Consider the following 16,961-nt stretch of genomic DNA (forward strand, 5'->3'; position numbering starts at 1 on the left):
TTAAGTAAGTTAGATTAGTTAGCAAATTCCTTGACTGCGGTTGTCTCCTCACACTTGATGTTTTTTATAGTTAAGAAACTTCTATGAGTCAATCGCCGCTTCCTCCTAATTCTCCGTCCAACTATTTGAGTCATCTGCTAAGAATAGCTAGAAAACCTTATAATGTTGCGATCGGACTTACTTCTGTAAGCATTATTATCATTGGCTACACAGGGTTAAGTCTTTTTCTTCACAAATATCTTCCTCCTTGGCTGGAAAAACAAGTTAGTTATCTGATTAATCGTCCTGTCAATATTGATGAACTTCATGGCTTTTCTTTGACTCGTCTGTATTTGGGCTCTACTTCTGTGCCACAAACGCCTGATCATCCTAATCAACTCGTTGCTAATCGTACTGTTGTTCATTTTAATCCCATAGCTATTCTCTTAAAAAGAACTTTAGTGATTAAAATTGTACCTGAAGATGTTGAAATTGAGTTACATCAATATTCTGAAGGAGATTTACTAAAGGGAGAGATAACAGATGAGATTATTCCTCTAAAATTAGACCTTATTTTTGACACTAAAAATGTTGCTATTAAGATCTTTCCTAAAAAGACAAATAATTTACTAATGGCAACTCTTACTGGACAAGTAAGATACAGTGAAATTACAAAATCAAAGTTAGATTACGATATTAATTTGGCATTACTTGGTAGTGAAATTTCTCTCAAAGGAGAAACAGTTATTGAAACTAAGGAAAGTCAATTAAAATTAGCTATTACTAAATTAGACTTTAGTCAATTAACACCTCTTATTATCAATTCTCCTATTCAATTAAACCAAGGAGATATTGAAGCAGATTTAAATATTAATTTTCCTTCTATTGATAAACTATCTAAAACTAAGGCTAAAGGAAACATTTACTTAGAAAATGTCGAAGGTAAAATTTTATTGTTTGACAAGCCTTTGCAAGCCTTTGCGAATGTTTCTTTTCAAGATAAAAAAATATTAATTAAAAATGCGCAGGCAAGTTTAGGGAATATTAATGCTAGTTTATCTGGCCAATATAGTTGGAATACTGGATATAATCTAGAAGCTAATATTAGTGGATTAAGCTGGAATAATATTCAGGCAATTAATCCAATTAAGTTTCCCGTAGAAATCGATGGAGAATTACAAGCACAATTAAGTTTAATAGGGATGTTTAATTCTCCTTTATTAAGGGGGAAGATAGAAAACATAGATTTAATAAAAATTGCTCATACTAAAATAAAAAAAATTACTATTGACTTTCAAAGTAATTTAGATTATTTCTTGTTACAAGATTTATCTATTGTCCCTGAAGCTGGAGGAAGAATTACGGCTAAAGGTATAGTTAAACATCAAATAAGTCAATCTATTACTGGTGGAAAATCAATTAACTGGGAAAATATTCCTTTTGAATTAGATTTCAATACTAAACTACCAACTAAACGACTAGTAAATGATTACTATAAGTTACCAGTGACAATAAACTTAAATAGTCTAAAAGCACAAGGAAATATAAAAGGGCGATTAGCTAATCCTAAAGGTTTTATAGAATGGAATACAACTGGAAATTTAAATGCTACCAACACTAAAATTATAAGTCAAGGTAAGTTTTTGATACAGAATAATGATATTGTTCTTAACAATATAGAGTTAGTGACCCAAAAAGGAAAAATAATTATAAATGGTAGTGGAAATTTAAAAAATAAGAAATGGCAAGCTCATCTAAATTCTAGTTCTTTGGATTTAACTCCATTTATTTCAGTCATCTGTAATACAAAAAGTAGAAAGTATTTTAATAATATTTTTATAAAAACTGTGAATATTAGAATAGGAGGTAACCTTGACAAATTTTGGAAAAGATCTATTAATTTATCTTCTAACTTAGTTTTTGCGCTAAATAATGGTAATTTTGTTATTAATACTCAATTAAAACAAGCTCAATTTACAACATCAGTAACTGGTACAAAACTTATAGGAAGTTTTGTACCAGTTACTGATGTTGTTACACCAATTATATTGAAAAAATTTTATTTAAATTTGTCAGGAAACATAGAAAAAATTTTACAGAAATCTTCAATTAATATTGATGCAATTAAAGGTAATTCTGATTTAGAAATAGAAATAGCTAAGAGCATTTTCAAGACTGAAACAACCTGGCAAAATGGTATTTTTCAAGGGATTGCTGAGCTAGAATCGTTATCTCTCAATCAATTTATCTCTCAGCTACCAGTTCCTGTTCTATTAACTAATAGTAGAATTAACTTTTTAGGAAGTCTACAGTCTCTACTATTTTTTAGGAAGACCTCTAATGTTGATGACTTTCAAGTAAATGCCAACACGCAATTTAAAATTGCTGATGGAACCGTTACAGCTATTAGTAAGTTAAACCAAGGAAAAATTACTGTTAATGCGATAGCTACTCCCTTATCAATCTCTAGTCTTGTACCCAGAGTTTCTATTCCTATTAAAGTAAAAAAGACATATGTTAATTTAACAGGATACTTGTCAGATTTACTAGCTTTTAACTTTAATACTGTGCAAGGAAATGCTCAGATAAAACTCGGAATTGCAAAAAAAGAAATTGCTACATCAATTAAATTGAGAAATAATCAGTGGCAAACTAATATTATTGCTGAGCAACTAGATTTGTCAATCTTAAAAAATCAATTATTGTTCTCAAAAATAACTGAGCCAATGCCAATTAATGCAGAAGTTAATCTGTTAGGAACTTTAGAATCGCTATTGTCACCTGACTCTATGATTCCTATCCAAGCTACTGATATAGTAGTAAAAACGGGAGAACAAAACATAAGAGCTAACGGAAATATAACTCTGACTAATTTTATTGATAATTTTGATATTGCTTCTGTCAGCCTAAATATTGAGACACAAGCTGATTTAAAATTTATACCTATCACAGAATTCTTAAATAAAATAACTCTTAATAGACAGCTCTTACCTCAAACCATTAATTTAGCAGGAAAAGGAAAATTTCAAGGTAGTTTAACAGGTAAAAATTTGTTGACATCTTCTTTATTAGAGAACAATCTTCAATTAAAAGGCAACTTAGATTTATTAGATTTTACATTTAATGAACTGAATTTTGAATCTATTTTAAAAGGAGAAATTAATTTAGTAGCAGGAGAAGTAATTTCTCTTGATTTACGAGGAAAAAAAGATGTTATTGCTACTGTTTTTACTTCTTCTACACAACAAAAATATTTATTTCCCTACATTCCAGAATCCTTTAATATAAGTCAAAAATATAAAAACTCTTCCCCAGTTACTGTTAAAGGAAATCGTCAAGATGCTCGCCTAGTTGCTAAAGTTCAAAACTTTCCTTTAAAACAATTAAGACTGTCTCCAATTAGTAATTATGGTTTGACTGACTATTTAGGAGGGAAAATAAATATCGATTTAGAAATTGATTTGTTAACTTTTGAAAGTAGAGGTAAACTAGACATTATTGATATTAATTTAGGTGAAGTTTTTAAAAATAATTTACAAGTTAATTGGATTTATCAAGATGACTATATTACTTTAACAAAAGCAACCATAAAATCAGAAAAAAATGACTACATAATCAATGGGAAAATAGGGTTAATAACAGGAGAAATTCAAGGAAGTTTAAAGGTAAATAAAGGTTATATACAAGATTTTTTAACTGTTCTAAAAATTTATGATTTTGATAGTATTTTGCGATTATTGCAGTCTAAAAAATATTCTCTATCACATTTTAAGCAGGTGATTCCTCAATCTATTGGGGAAATAAATACTCGGCTTTCAGAACAAGTTAATCAGTTGTGGGAAAATGACAAAAATATCAAAGAAATTGCTATAGAAAAACAAGCTAGGCACTCACCGCAAGAATTAGATATTAAAGGTGAGTTTAGTGGAAAAATTTTTCTATCTGGAACTTTTAAAGTTCCAAAAATAACTTTTCAATTTGAGGGAAAAAATTGGGAATGGATCTCTCAAGCACCGACCCCCTCTATTGTTAATCCCCTAGGGTTTGTCCTTGAAAGTTCTCCAGTAATTTATTTTAAAAAGTTAGCAATTACAGGAAAATTAGAAAATGGAACTATTAACATAAATCCTATTATTGAGCTTAACAAAAGTTTGATTCAAGCTAATCTTAGTTTAACGTATGATAATAATCAGTTTTATTTACAACCTTCAACTTTTAGCTTTAACAATCTTGCTTTAGATACGGTACGTAGTTTAATAGTTATTCCCGAGGATATTAATGGTAATATTGATTTGGTAGGAGATCTCACTGGAAGTTTAAGAAAACCAAAAATAAATGGAATATTCTCTTTTAAACAAGGGGCTATTAATGCTCGATTACTTAGACAAAATTTTCAAGGTAATTTTACATATAGTAATGCACAATTAGAACTAAAAATAGACGAGCCTGATTTTATTCAAGCTTATGCCCGCTTTTCTTTGCCTGTTAAAACGGATAATAATAATCGATTTAAAATTAACATTCAACTAGAAACTAGGGCTTTTTCTTTACTAGAAATTTTAACTAAAGAACAAGTCAGTTGGATTAAAGGAGAAGGAAAAATATACATTGATCTAAGTGGTAAAATTAATATGAGTGATGAATTAAAAGTGATTTTTGATTCTAATAGTATGCTAATTTTAGATCTGAAATCAATGATTTTTAAGAGCGATTTATTGCCAAATATTTTAACCTTAAATGGGAAAGTAGCCCTACAAAATGGCAAAATTAAAGTAAATAAGCTAATAGGTAAGTTAGGAGAGATAACTATTAATGCTATAGGAATACTACCCTTGTTTTCTTCATCATTTATAGATGTTGATAGTGCCATTCCTCTAAGTATTAATTTGACGCAAAACCAAGTAAATAATGATTTCTTATATCAAGGAATTGCTGATGCTTTAATTCTCATCAAGGGATCAGTTTTTAGCCCTATAATTGAAGGAGAAATACAGTTAAATCAGGGAAAGATTGTAGTTCCTAATTTTATTTATAGTTTGTATAAAAAAACAAAATCACCAATTCTAGAAAAGTGGATAAAAAGAATGATTTCCCCAGAAGAAGTAATTCTTCTTCCAAAAATTAACGAATTTATAGTTTCAATTAAAGAAGTTGAAATTGAGCAAAAAAATATTAATCCCAAATTTAGTTTTAACGTTAGTGGTAATCTAAGTTTAAGTGGTCAGTTAACTAGTCTTTCTTTGCCAGGGTTACTTGCTCTAAAACCGTCTGGAAAAGTTTATATCAATAGAGGAAAAGTCAATATTCCTGTAACTCGCGTTTTTATTCCTCGTCAATCTAAAAACACTATTACTTTTTTACCAGAAAAAGGATTATTAAATCCCTATATAGATCTAGAATTTAAACTTTATATATTGAATATTGCTTTAAGGACAATTAATGCTAACGAAGTCGCCGATGATATTGTTCAAAGTGGTCGCTCTCAATCAGTAGAAATTACTATAGGAATTAAAGGAGATGCTGACCAGTTACTTCCTAATCTTGGTAATAAGTTAGAAGAAGTTTGTAAATTAAGACCAGATAATTATCGCCCTATTCCCAAAACTTCAGCAATTAATCCTAATAAATTGAGGCAGTTAGTTAACTGTATTCAGATCAATAATTTAGGTGCCAACTCAATTCGGGACTTACTACAATCTCCTATTGTTTCTTTTTCTAGTAGTCCTCGTTTAAGCAGTAGTGAGTTACTAACGCTTTTTGGGACACAACTTCCTAATTTAATTGAGCAATTACAACAACAAAATTCAGCCCAATTAGTAGAAGCAGGACTACCCCAAGTTGCAATTGTACTGTTTCCCTTTTTACAAGATTGGATTTTTGAGCTAAATGAAACAACTAATCACCTAGGAAAAGAGTGGGGAATGGGAAATTTACGCTTGTATCCTGTCTTAGAAAAAGTATATGAACTTGAAGATGATTCACTAATTCGGTTTTCCTATGATTACTCATTTAATGAAGTAATTATCCGTTATGAGAACAAATTTTAATAAAATATTTAAACTAAATTATATTTATAATCAAATATTGCTTTTTCAAAATCATAAATCAGGGATTTAAAGTAGGCAATAGACAACATTAATAATCCATTTGTTATTAACTGAAAATCTGTCCAATTAAGTCATACAAATATAGTTATTTTCTTGAAAAAGCAAGGTTGCTTAGTTGTTTAAATCTAAATAAAATTCTTCAATCAAACAAATACAAGTAATTTATCAAATAAAGAATTGACAAATATATAAATACTTGTAATCATAATATATTTAATGTAATTTTTTTTGATTAGATTTACTGTTAACTTATTAAATAAAATACAGTTTATAAAGTATAAGTTAGCAAATCAAATTAACTAACCTTTTATCTCCCTAAATTTTATTTAAACTTACATTTTATTTATTATTTTTGGTACTGGTATGATGTCTCAGTTTAATAAACATTAGAAACCCCGACTCGTAAGAGTCGGGGTTTCTAAAACTAAAACTAAGTGAGAAGTTTGAAGTGAGTTATTTAGTTTCTGAAAATTCGGCATCAATTACATCGTCGCCACCTTTGGAAGAACTACCAGAATCTTGATCAGAACTTGTATCACTTCCAGGTGTTGCACTGTCAGAAGGAGTTTGTCCACCCGCTTGTTGATACACACTAGTACCAATGCTATAGAGAAGTTGCTGTAAATCCGGCATAACAGTTTTGATAGTTTCTTCGTCTTCTTTATCGATAGCTTCTCTAAGTTTATTAACTAATTCTTCAGCTTTAGTTTTATCAGCTGCAGGAATTTTATCTCCCAGTTCTTTGAGTTGCTTGTCTGCTTGATAGACCAAAGAATCGGCCTCATTTCTACGGTCAATTTTCTCTCGACGCTCCTTATCAACTGTAGCATTTGCCTCAGCTTCTTGTACCATGCGGTCAACTTCTGTATCAGGTAAGGTAGAAGCCCCAGTAATACTAATCGACTGTTCCTTACCTGTTCCCTTATCTTTCGCGTTTACATTAAGAATACCGTCCGCATTAATATCGAAGGTAACCTCAATTTGAGGAACACCACGGGGTGCAGGAGGGATACCATCGAGACGAAAAGTTCCTAAACTTTTGTTATCTCGCGACATTTCTCGTTCTCCTTGAAGAACACTGATTTCTACATTTGCCTGTCCATCTTGTGCAGTAGAAAAGACCTCAGACTTTTTGGTAGGAATAGTGGTGTTACGAGGAATAATCTTAGTCATGACACCACCAAGAGTTTCTACTCCAAGAGATAAAGGCGTTACGTCAAGGAGCAAGATATCTTTAACTTCTCCGGACAGGACCCCTCCTTGAATTGCTGCACCTACAGCAACTACTTCATCTGGATTAACTCCTTGGTTGGGATCTTTTCCTAAAACTTTTTTAACTAATTCTTGTACGGCAGGAATGCGAGTAGAACCACCGACTAAGACGACTTCGTCAATATCATTGTTGCTGACTTTGGCATCTTTCATCGAATTTTGCACAGGAATCCCACAACGATCAATTAAGTCAGAACAGAGGTCTTCAAATTTAGCTCGTGTTAACGTTGTATCAAGATGTTTAGGCCCCTCTTGAGTAGCTGTAATAAAAGGAAGGTTAATTTCAGCTTGGGTAACCCCAGACAGTTCAATTTTTGCTTTCTCCGCGGCCTCCGTTAGACGTTGTAGGGCTTGTTTATCTTGTCTTAAGTCTACCCCCTCATTCGCTTTAAATTCTGCAGCTAAATAATCTACAATTTTCTTATCAAAATCGTCTCCCCCTAGATGAGTATCTCCGGAGGTGGCTAATACTTCAAAAACACCATCTCCTACCTCTAAAATGGAAACGTCAAACGTTCCTCCTCCTAAATCAAATACCAAAATAGTTTCATTACTCTTTTTATCCAATCCATAAGCTAGAGATGCTGCCGTTGGTTCGTTGATAATACGTTTAACTTCAATCCCAGCAATTTTCCCAGCATCTTTAGTTGCCTGGCGTTGAGAGTCATTAAAGTACGCAGGAACGGTGATAACTGCTTCTGTAACTGTTTCTCCTAAATATTTACTTGCGTCATCTACTAATTTACGGAGAACTTGGGCGGAAATTTCTTCGGGGGCAAATTGCTTGCCTTGCGACGGACAATCTAATTTAACGTTACCATTACTGTCTTTGTTAACTTTGTAGGAAACTTCCGTGGTTTCAGTGTTAACTTCGCTGTGTTTACGTCCTATGAAGCGTTTAACGGAATAAAATGTATTTTCGGGGTTCATCACCGCTTGACGTTTAGCAATTTGTCCTACCAAGCGATCATCATTTTTTGCATAAGCTACCACTGAGGGTGTGGTACGAAATCCTTCAGTATTGGCAATGACAGTAGGTTTCCCTCCTTCCATAACCGCCACACACGAGTTGGTGGTTCCTAAGTCAATTCCAACAACTTTGCCCATATTAGATGCAACTCCAAGATAACTATAAGAATAAAATGATACTGAACTTGAATAAAAACCATATGATATTTTGGGGATTACATTGAGTAAGTTCAGTCACCCATATCTATAGTGACGGCAGTAGGTCTGTCTTAGGTAGTGTAGTTTTCCGAACCTAAGATGACGGGTGGAAAATATAAACAAAAGTACAAAAGTACAAAATCAAAAAGTTCAAGTTAACTTAGTATAACGATACAACGTATCTTTATCGTATAGAATGGATAACTTTATTCCCAGTTAATTATACATTTAAATAAAAATCTAATCAACTCTAGTACTTATATTTCCTATTCAAATATTTTAAATAAAAACAATTTTTTATTTAGACTAAAATAGAATAAATTAATAAAATATAAAATTAAAATAGATAAAATTATGGAATTTACAATGTATTTTATTAATCAATATTTGTTCTATAAAAATATATTATTCTAACAAGATTTTTAGCTTGCTTTAACACACTTGCTTTTAATTTATAAATTTAATAGAATATATTATATTTCTGTCTATTTTTGTTTGATTTTAATGGTAGTATGTTTTTTGTATAATCAAATACCTGACACAGCTTATAGCAAAATACATGAAGTTTAATTGACAGAATTAGTTGAGTATATCTAGAAAAAATTCAAATAAATTACAATGTTTAAATAAGTGTTTTGTTCTTAAAAATACTTGTGTATTTAAAGGTTATTTGCTAATCCAACAGGCAAAGCTTTTATATTATTTTTGTTTAAATTGTCTATTCATAATATATTAAATTTTTAAACAACAGTTAAATGTTTTTTGCTATTATATGTTTAATCTAAAATATTCCTAAATTGTTTCTTGTATTAATAAGTTGTATATATAATTCTTCTATACAATTTAATTGTTAATAACTAATGTGAGTTTTTAGTAAATATTTAAACAGTGTTATTTTCTGATAAATAACACTGTTTTTTAAAATTATTTAAACTTAATATGTATAAATTTTAATATATATTTTTTTGTGAAGTTATTTTTTAAACTAAATAAAAATTAGAAGCAGAATTAGTCTTTTTCTAATGTTTATTTTTCTGTATACTTGAGCACTTATTTCTTGTAGAAAAATATAGTCCTCTTAGACTGTATCTATAATATTAAATTATTTTGCCTCAATTAAAGAATAATTACTCTATCCATGAACAAACAATTTTCTATTTTTTATCACTTTATAATGCCTAAATATATAATCAATATAACTATGGCTGACTTGGAAATAATCTACAAATTTATTACAAGTTGCAAATAGCTTATTTTAACTCAAGATAGTGACTAACGCTCAACTGCTGGAATTGTAGATAGAAGTAACTAGTCTAAGTTATTTTTTGATTAAGAGTTTACCCTAAAAACTTCTTATACTTTTTGTACTGTCGTTCTAAGATAAAAACTAAAATCTCTATAAATAAACCTTTAGGATTATTATGATGGTTATATGTTAAGAATAACTAAGAGGACCTCTTCTCACGCGTACTTTAATCCGTGACTATTCTTAATACTTTTAGAGCTCTTGACCGAGATAAACGACGTAACTTCTCACTTTTATTTAGTATAGGACTACTATTTTGGACTAGCTTGACTAGTCTTCTCCCCATCCTGCCTGTTTACATTGAAGATATTGGTGGGACAACGACTCAAATTGGGTTAGTTATGGGAAGTTTTGCTATTGGATTAATTGGCTCTCGTACCTGGTTAGGATACTTAGCTGATGGGCATAGTCGTAAATTAGTAGTTCGCATTGGTATGTTAATCACTGCACTGGCTCCTATCGGCTATCTTTTAGTTAAGTCAGTTTATCTATTGATTGCTATTCGTACCTTTCACGGCATTAGTTTAGCGGCTTTTACTACCGGCTATAGTGCGTTAATCACAGATTTATCTCCCATTAAACAGCGAGGTAAACTTATAGGTTATATGAGTTTAGGGGCTCCAGTTGGCATGGCAGTCGGACCAGCTATGGGAACTTTTTTGAAGGAATATCAGGGATATCAGCTATTCTTCCTAATAAGTGCTGGTATAGGATTTTGGGGTTATTTACTCGCTTCTCAGATTCGGGAGAATCCTCGTCATCGTGACATAAACGTAAACTCAACGATATCCGAGGTACCTCCTCGAAATTTTAAGCAGTTGTTAAGCAGTCCCTCAATTTTGGTTCCGACTATTGTTCTGTTATTGATTGGATTAGTCTTTGGTACACTAATAGTATTTTTACCATTATTTTTACGGGAAACTGCTTTTGGATTAAGTCCTGGATTATTCTATACTACTGTTGCTGTTGCTAGTTTTATCGTGCGGGTTATTTCGGGACAAGCATCTGATCGCTATGGTAGGGGACTATTTATCACTATTAGTTTGGTTAGTTACGTTGTTTCTATGGGTTTTTTAACAAAAGCTCAAAGTGCCAGAGATTTACTCTTAGGAGCTATTTTTGAAGGAATAGGAGCGGGAATGCTAATTCCCATGATGATTTCACTTATTTCTGATAGATCTTTTCCGTCTGAACGAGGTCTAGTCTACTCGGTATGTATGGGAGGATTTGACTTAGGGCTAGCCATAGCAGGTCCAATTTTAGGGATTTTGGGACAAACGATAAGTTATCGTTCCATGTTCGCCTTAGCCGGCAGTTTGGCCATCATCGCCATGATATTATTTATCAGTCAGTCTAATAAGAGTCTTAAACATTCCCTCAGTTTTGCTTTAGGACAAGAAAGGGATTTATATTCCCTGTAAATCTATTGAGTTGATTAATCAACTCAATAGATTTTTTCTATAGATTAATTTCCAAATATCTAGCTTTAAGATAAGTAGATTTCACCTACGACTACTGATGTTATCAAATGCAAATTTGCGGTATATTTAATCTATTTAACTTAATTAAATCTCTTTATCTGAATGCATATTGCTTGGCTAGGGAAAAAATCTCCTTTCTGTGGAAATGTTACCTATGGTCGGGAAGTGACCAATGCCCTTCTAGATCGAGGATACAACGTCAGTTTTCTTCATTTTGCCCAAGAAGAAGTTCATACATCTAATTGGCCAGATTGTCCGGAAGTTTTTCTTCCCTTCTTATATAAGTCTCAGATTTATACGATTCCAACGCCAGGATCAAACAAAATTTTGATAAAGTCTTTAGAGGATCTCAAACCCGATTTGGTTCATGCTTCTTTGACCCTTTCTCCTTTAGATTTTCGACTTCCTGAGATTTGTCAAATTCTCAATTTACCTCTGATAGCAACTTTTCATCCTGCCTTTGATAGTAAACTTCGTAATCTTAAATCAAGTACTCAATTTTTAACCTATCAATTTTATGCACCGTTTTTAGCTCACTATGACAGAGTCATCGTTTTTTCTCAGTCACAACGAGATTTACTAATTAAATTAGGAGTTCCTCCTGAAAAATTAGCGGTAATTCCCAATGGAGTACATACAGACAAATACTCTCCTGGTATTTCTTATCTTAAATCCAGGTTTTTTGCCAAACGTCTTTTTATTTACGTGGGACGTATCGCTACCGAAAAAAATGTTGAGGCATTGCTCAAGGCGTGGAAACACACTAACATGGGGTCGAAAAGTAAATTACTCATGATGGGAGATGGTCCCTTAAAAGCCTCGTTAGAACCGTTTTACGGAACTGAACATGGTATTCATTGGTTAGGTTTTATTGCTGATGAACAACAACGTATCGATATCCTACGGGGAGCTGACGTATTTATCCTTCCCTCGTTAGTAGAAGGGTTGTCTCTGTCCCTTCTTGAAGCTATGTCCTGTGGATTAGCTTGTGTGGCAACAGATGCGGGGGCTGACGGGGAAGTTTTGGCTGATGGGGCGGGTATTGTGCTTAATACCCAAGGGGTAACGACTCAGTTAAAAACGTTACTTCCTCTATTTCAAGATCACCCGGATATTACTCAACTTTTAGGACAGAAAGCACGAAAAAGGGTTTTAGAAAAATATAATCTTAGTGATAATATTAATCAACTGGAACAGTTATATACTCAGGCTCTACAACAATCCAGTGTTACTGTTATGGGTTCTTCCTTTTAAATTTTGATTAAAAAACTCTTTATTTTTTTCTCAGAAAGCAATAGGTTACTATCTTGAGTGTGGCTAGGCTTACTAACCGCAGATATTTTATAAATTAACGCCCTCAAATCTTGTTAATCTTAGTCATTATAACCAACAGCTTCTAATGATTGTATCATTTTAAATGCAATTAGAAGAAAAGATGATATCAGCCCAGTAAGAAGTTAATCTAGACTCGGGAAATATAAGGATAGAGAGAAAATTAAATTTTGAAACTTTAATTTTCAAAAGCTGATATTAAATACTTACCAGTTAAATATATATTAATACTAATATATTACATCCCGAAAGGAATTGGTAAACAAACGGTAATAAACCACTAGTATTAAACTACTAGAAACTAAATAAAAAAATGTCATATCAGAATACGGACACCATGAAGTCTTAGCTATCAATGAGATAGTTTCTTCCGCGGAGTGAGATAAGCGTAAATTATACTGAGATAGAGTTAGAAAAAGCCAATTAAGATACTTACATCCTATCGGATAAAGTCAAGAGAAGAGTTAGATTAACTAAAATATTAACAATTTGGCCAAAGCTATAAAAGAGTTGGTAACATACCTGAATCGTATCATTTAAGTTTGTGCTATTGATGTCCAAATAGTTTAGGGATAAATCAATATAGTTATAGCCGACGGGAGAGAAACTTAAGCTAATCAAGACTTAAAGGAAGTTAAAATTTAGAAAGGTAGTCAGGTTCTAAAGATTTATGTCCATCTGAGTAACAAGTCATTGATACTAATAAAATTCGTGATGGTTGCTAAATTGCATGTTAATGTTATTAACCTCCTTTTAATTAATAAACCAAATAAGGTAAAAAATAAGAATAATATCCTTAGAGTGAGCAAGAGTAATAGGAGCTGAAACTATCAAAAAATTAAATTTTGTGTCTTCCCTAGAAGTTAAAGGATATCTCGTTTGAGATATGGTTGTAGAACATCAGGAACCTTAATAGTTCCATCTGAGTTCTGATAATTCTCTAAAATAGCAGCCATGGTGCGACCAACTGCTAACCCTGAACCATTTAAGGTATGGACATATTGAGTTCCTTTTTCCCCTTTTTCTCTGAAGCGAATATTAGCTCGCCTTCCCTGAAAATCTCCACAATTGGAACAACTTGAGATCTCTCGATAAGTTCCTGATGATGGTAACCAGACCTCTAGATCGTAACATTTATTTGCCCCAAACCCTAAATCCCCTGTACACAGTTCCAAAACTCGATAAGGTAATTTTAAAGCCTGTAAAATGGCTTCAGCATTTTCCACTAAAGTTTGATGTTCTGCTTCAGAAGTTTGAGGATGAACAATCTTTACTAACTCTACCTTATTAAATTGATGAAGGCGAATTAATCCACGGGTATCCTTTCCATAACTCCCTGCTTCTCGTCGAAAACAAGGAGTATAAGCGCAATGCTTTAGGGGAAGCTGTTCCGCTTCCAAGATTTCATCTCTATACAAGTTGGTTAGAGGTACTTCTGCAGTGGGGGTTAACCAGAGGTCATCTTCGCTGCATTTAAAGCTTTCTTCTGCAAATTTTGGTAATTGTCCAGTTCCCTTTAAAGAGGTGCTATTAATCAAGACAGGGGGCATTACCTCAATATAACCGGCTTCTAGTTGGCTATTCAGCATAAAATTGATTAGAGCACGTTCTAAGGCTGCTCCTGTCCCCATCAAAGCAATAAAACGACTTTGGGCTATTTTGACTGCCCTTTCCACCTCCAAAATTCCTAATCTTTCAGCTATTTCCCAGTGAGGTAGAATTTCAATTTTCGGTAAATATTCGTCTCCCCAGCGGCGGACTTCCACATTTTCTGTCTCATTGTTGCCCAGGGGAGTTGAGTCACTTGGAAGGTTAGGAAGTTGGAGTAATAAAGTTTCTATTTCAGTCTTTAATTCTTTTTCTTGGGGTTCTAATACACCTAGTTGTTTTTTTAGGTCATTTCCTTCAGTTTTAAGAATTTTGATTTCTTCCCCTTTGGGTTGACTACCATTTTTAATTTTTTGTCCAATGAGTCTTCCAATTTCATTACTACGAGCTTGTAATTGGGTTCGAGTCACTTCTAATTCTCGCGATGCACGATCACGCTCTAAAATAGAGCTTAAATTATATTCACTGGAACTACTGCGACGATTTAGACGTTCTTGAACGTATTCTGGATTTTCTCGAATTTGTTTTAGATCTAACATAGAATACTCAATCCTTTAACTAGAATTTTTCCTCTGTTAGGATAGCTGATTTTGGGCAACGTATTGAAATGCTCCTTATTTATTCTTTAACTCTAGGTTAAACAAATAAAATAGCTTTTTTTAAAAAAGCCATAGAACGTCTGCCAATATATTAATCGTTATTTTATTAAAATTTTAAGATGGTATTATTGGCAATGGAGATATTGCAAGTTTTGGCATTTTATGAAAATAAAATTAAAAATAAACTTTATTTTCATGAAAATTATTTAGGTGGTCATGGTTTTGATAAAAATACTACTAAAACTTTTCTTCGAAAAGTGTAATTGGTTTACATCAAAAAAATAAAGGTGATTATTGTTAATAACTGAAATAGAGATTGTAGTTTAAATCAGTCGTATTAAAGCTAAAAAAGCTTAATATAGAAAAATAATAATTTTAATTCAACTAAATTGTTTTTTATGAAAATTATTAATAATGTTAGTTAACAGAAAGCACTTATCTAATAATAATTACAATATTTAATTATTTTACTATTTAAATCAACCACTATTTTTAACAATAAAATTTAAATAATTTCTTACTTAATAAGCATCAAGATTCTGGAGTAGTTGATGATAACTATTCAATACACTACATATTTCGTAGCTCTAAATCAGTTGAATTTTATTATTTGTTAATTCAATAAGTTTTTGTAAACTTTTGCTAGCGTTATTAACGCTACTCATTAGAGTTATTAAATAGTCAATGTATTTTGAAGTTTCTTGAGCTAGTACAAAACTGTATGATATGATTCGATTTTTTTATTGATAACTGTACATATTTAGTTGTCAACATTAGAGTAGAAACTATTTTTTTATTATAAAATATACTAATAATCGTATAGTAAAGAATGACACTTATTAAGTATCTCGTATCAACATATTGCTAAAAGACTAGTTTTGCTTAATTTTTTTGTCTATGAAATCTACAATTCTTCCTATCTGTCCAGTATTTTGGAGTGAAGACAAAGTATTGCTTATTGATCAAACGATGTTGCCTCACGAATATGCCTTGGTAGAAATTACCCGTTATGAGGATATGGCTGAAGCCATTAAAACTATGGTTGTCAGAGGTGCGCCGGCTATTGGGATTGCAGCGGCATATGGCATGTACTTAGGAGCAAGAGCAATTCAGACACAACAAGTGGATAAATTTTTAATACATCTTGAAATTGTAGCTCAAAAACTGAGAGAAACTCGCCCAACGGCTGTTAATCTATTCTGGGCAATTTCTCGGATGTTGAGGACAGCCTATAAAAGTGTAGAACCGGTAGAAGAAATTAAGAAGATTCTACTAAAAACAGCTCAAACTATTCAAGCAGAAGATTTGCAAACCTGTCATAAAATTGGTCAATTCAGCTTAAAAGCGTTACCCAATAGCCCTCAGAAATTAACCCTCCTTACTCATTGTAATGCGGGTGCATTAGCAACAGCCGGATATGGAACAGCTTTGGGAGTAGTTCGTTCAGCTTGGACTAGAGGGAGATTAAAAAGAGTCTATGCTGATGAAACTCGGCCCCGTTTTCAGGGAGCTAAATTAACTGCCTGGGAATGTGTACAAGAAGGTATTCCAGTTACTGTTATCAGTGATAATATGGCTGCCTATTGTATGAAATTAGGAAAGATTGATGCAGTAGTAGTGGGAGCTGACAGAATTGCCGCAAATGGGGATACTGCTAATAAAATTGGGACATATGCTTTAGCAGTTGCAGCGAAGATGCACAATATTCCCTTTTTCGTTGCGGCTCCTTTATCTACTATTGATTTTAACTTAGAAAATGGGGACCAAATCCCTGTTGAAGAACGTCATCCATCCGAGATCTATCAGATGTCAGAGACCCGACTTTGTCCTGAAGGGGTCGATTACTATAATCCAGCTTTTGATATCATGCCAGCCAGTTTAATTGATGCTTTTTTTACGGAAAAAGGAGTTATTAAACCGAATAAACTTTTGAGGCTCAAAAATAGTTAATTCTCGCCACTAAGTACACTTATAAGTATTTAGTAATAAATATATAACTATTTTATATATTTATTACTAAAATATTAAGTTGACTCTTACAATTACGATTTACTTAAACTAATTTTCTAATTTAATTTAGATGTGAGCTAAAAATATGGAACAATAAAAA

6 protein-coding genes are annotated in these 16,961 nt (G+C 32.2%); 4 read left to right on the plus strand and 2 right to left on the minus strand.

Annotated features, from left to right (window positions below; genetic code table 11):
• Positions 1-83 precede the first annotated feature (83 nt).
• The gene (locus OXU93_RS04445; RefSeq protein ID WP_267382688.1) at positions 84-6,026 is read left to right on the plus strand and encodes a hypothetical protein; all 5,943 of its coding nucleotides are present in this window, start codon (positions 84-86) and stop codon (positions 6,024-6,026) included.
• Positions 6,027-6,539: 513 nt separating this feature from the next.
• On the opposite strand, the gene dnaK is transcribed toward OXU93_RS04445, so the two are convergent.
• Positions 6,540-8,465, minus strand: a complete 1,926-nt coding sequence (dnaK, locus tag OXU93_RS04450; RefSeq protein WP_267382689.1) for a molecular chaperone DnaK — start codon at positions 8,463-8,465, stop codon at positions 6,540-6,542.
• Positions 8,466-10,004: 1,539 nt separating this feature from the next.
• Here dnaK and OXU93_RS04455 point away from each other — a divergent pair.
• Positions 10,005-11,252 carry an MFS transporter gene (locus tag OXU93_RS04455; protein WP_267382690.1) on the plus strand — a complete coding sequence of 416 codons (1,248 nt, stop codon included), beginning with the start codon at positions 10,005-10,007 and terminating at the stop codon, positions 11,250-11,252.
• Between the two features lie 162 nt (positions 11,253-11,414).
• Positions 11,415-12,566, plus strand: coding sequence for a glycosyltransferase family 4 protein (locus OXU93_RS04460; RefSeq protein ID WP_267382707.1), 1,152 nt, complete (start codon positions 11,415-11,417; stop codon positions 12,564-12,566).
• Positions 12,567-13,507: 941 nt separating this feature from the next.
• Here OXU93_RS04460 and serS read toward each other — a convergent pair.
• Entirely contained in the window at positions 13,508-14,791 is a 1,284-nt protein-coding gene (serS, locus tag OXU93_RS04465; protein ID WP_267382710.1) for a serine--tRNA ligase, read from the minus strand.
• A 957-nt stretch (positions 14,792-15,748) separates the two neighbouring features.
• Here serS and mtnA point away from each other — a divergent pair.
• Positions 15,749-16,801, plus strand: coding sequence for an S-methyl-5-thioribose-1-phosphate isomerase (mtnA, locus tag OXU93_RS04470; protein WP_267382712.1), 1,053 nt, complete (start codon positions 15,749-15,751; stop codon positions 16,799-16,801).
• Positions 16,802-16,961: the final 160 nt, after the last annotated feature.

This window comes from Cyanobacterium sp. uoEpiScrs1 (assembly GCF_947331815.1).
In the GTDB taxonomy this organism is placed as follows: domain Bacteria; phylum Cyanobacteriota; class Cyanobacteriia; order Cyanobacteriales; family Microcystaceae; genus Rippkaea.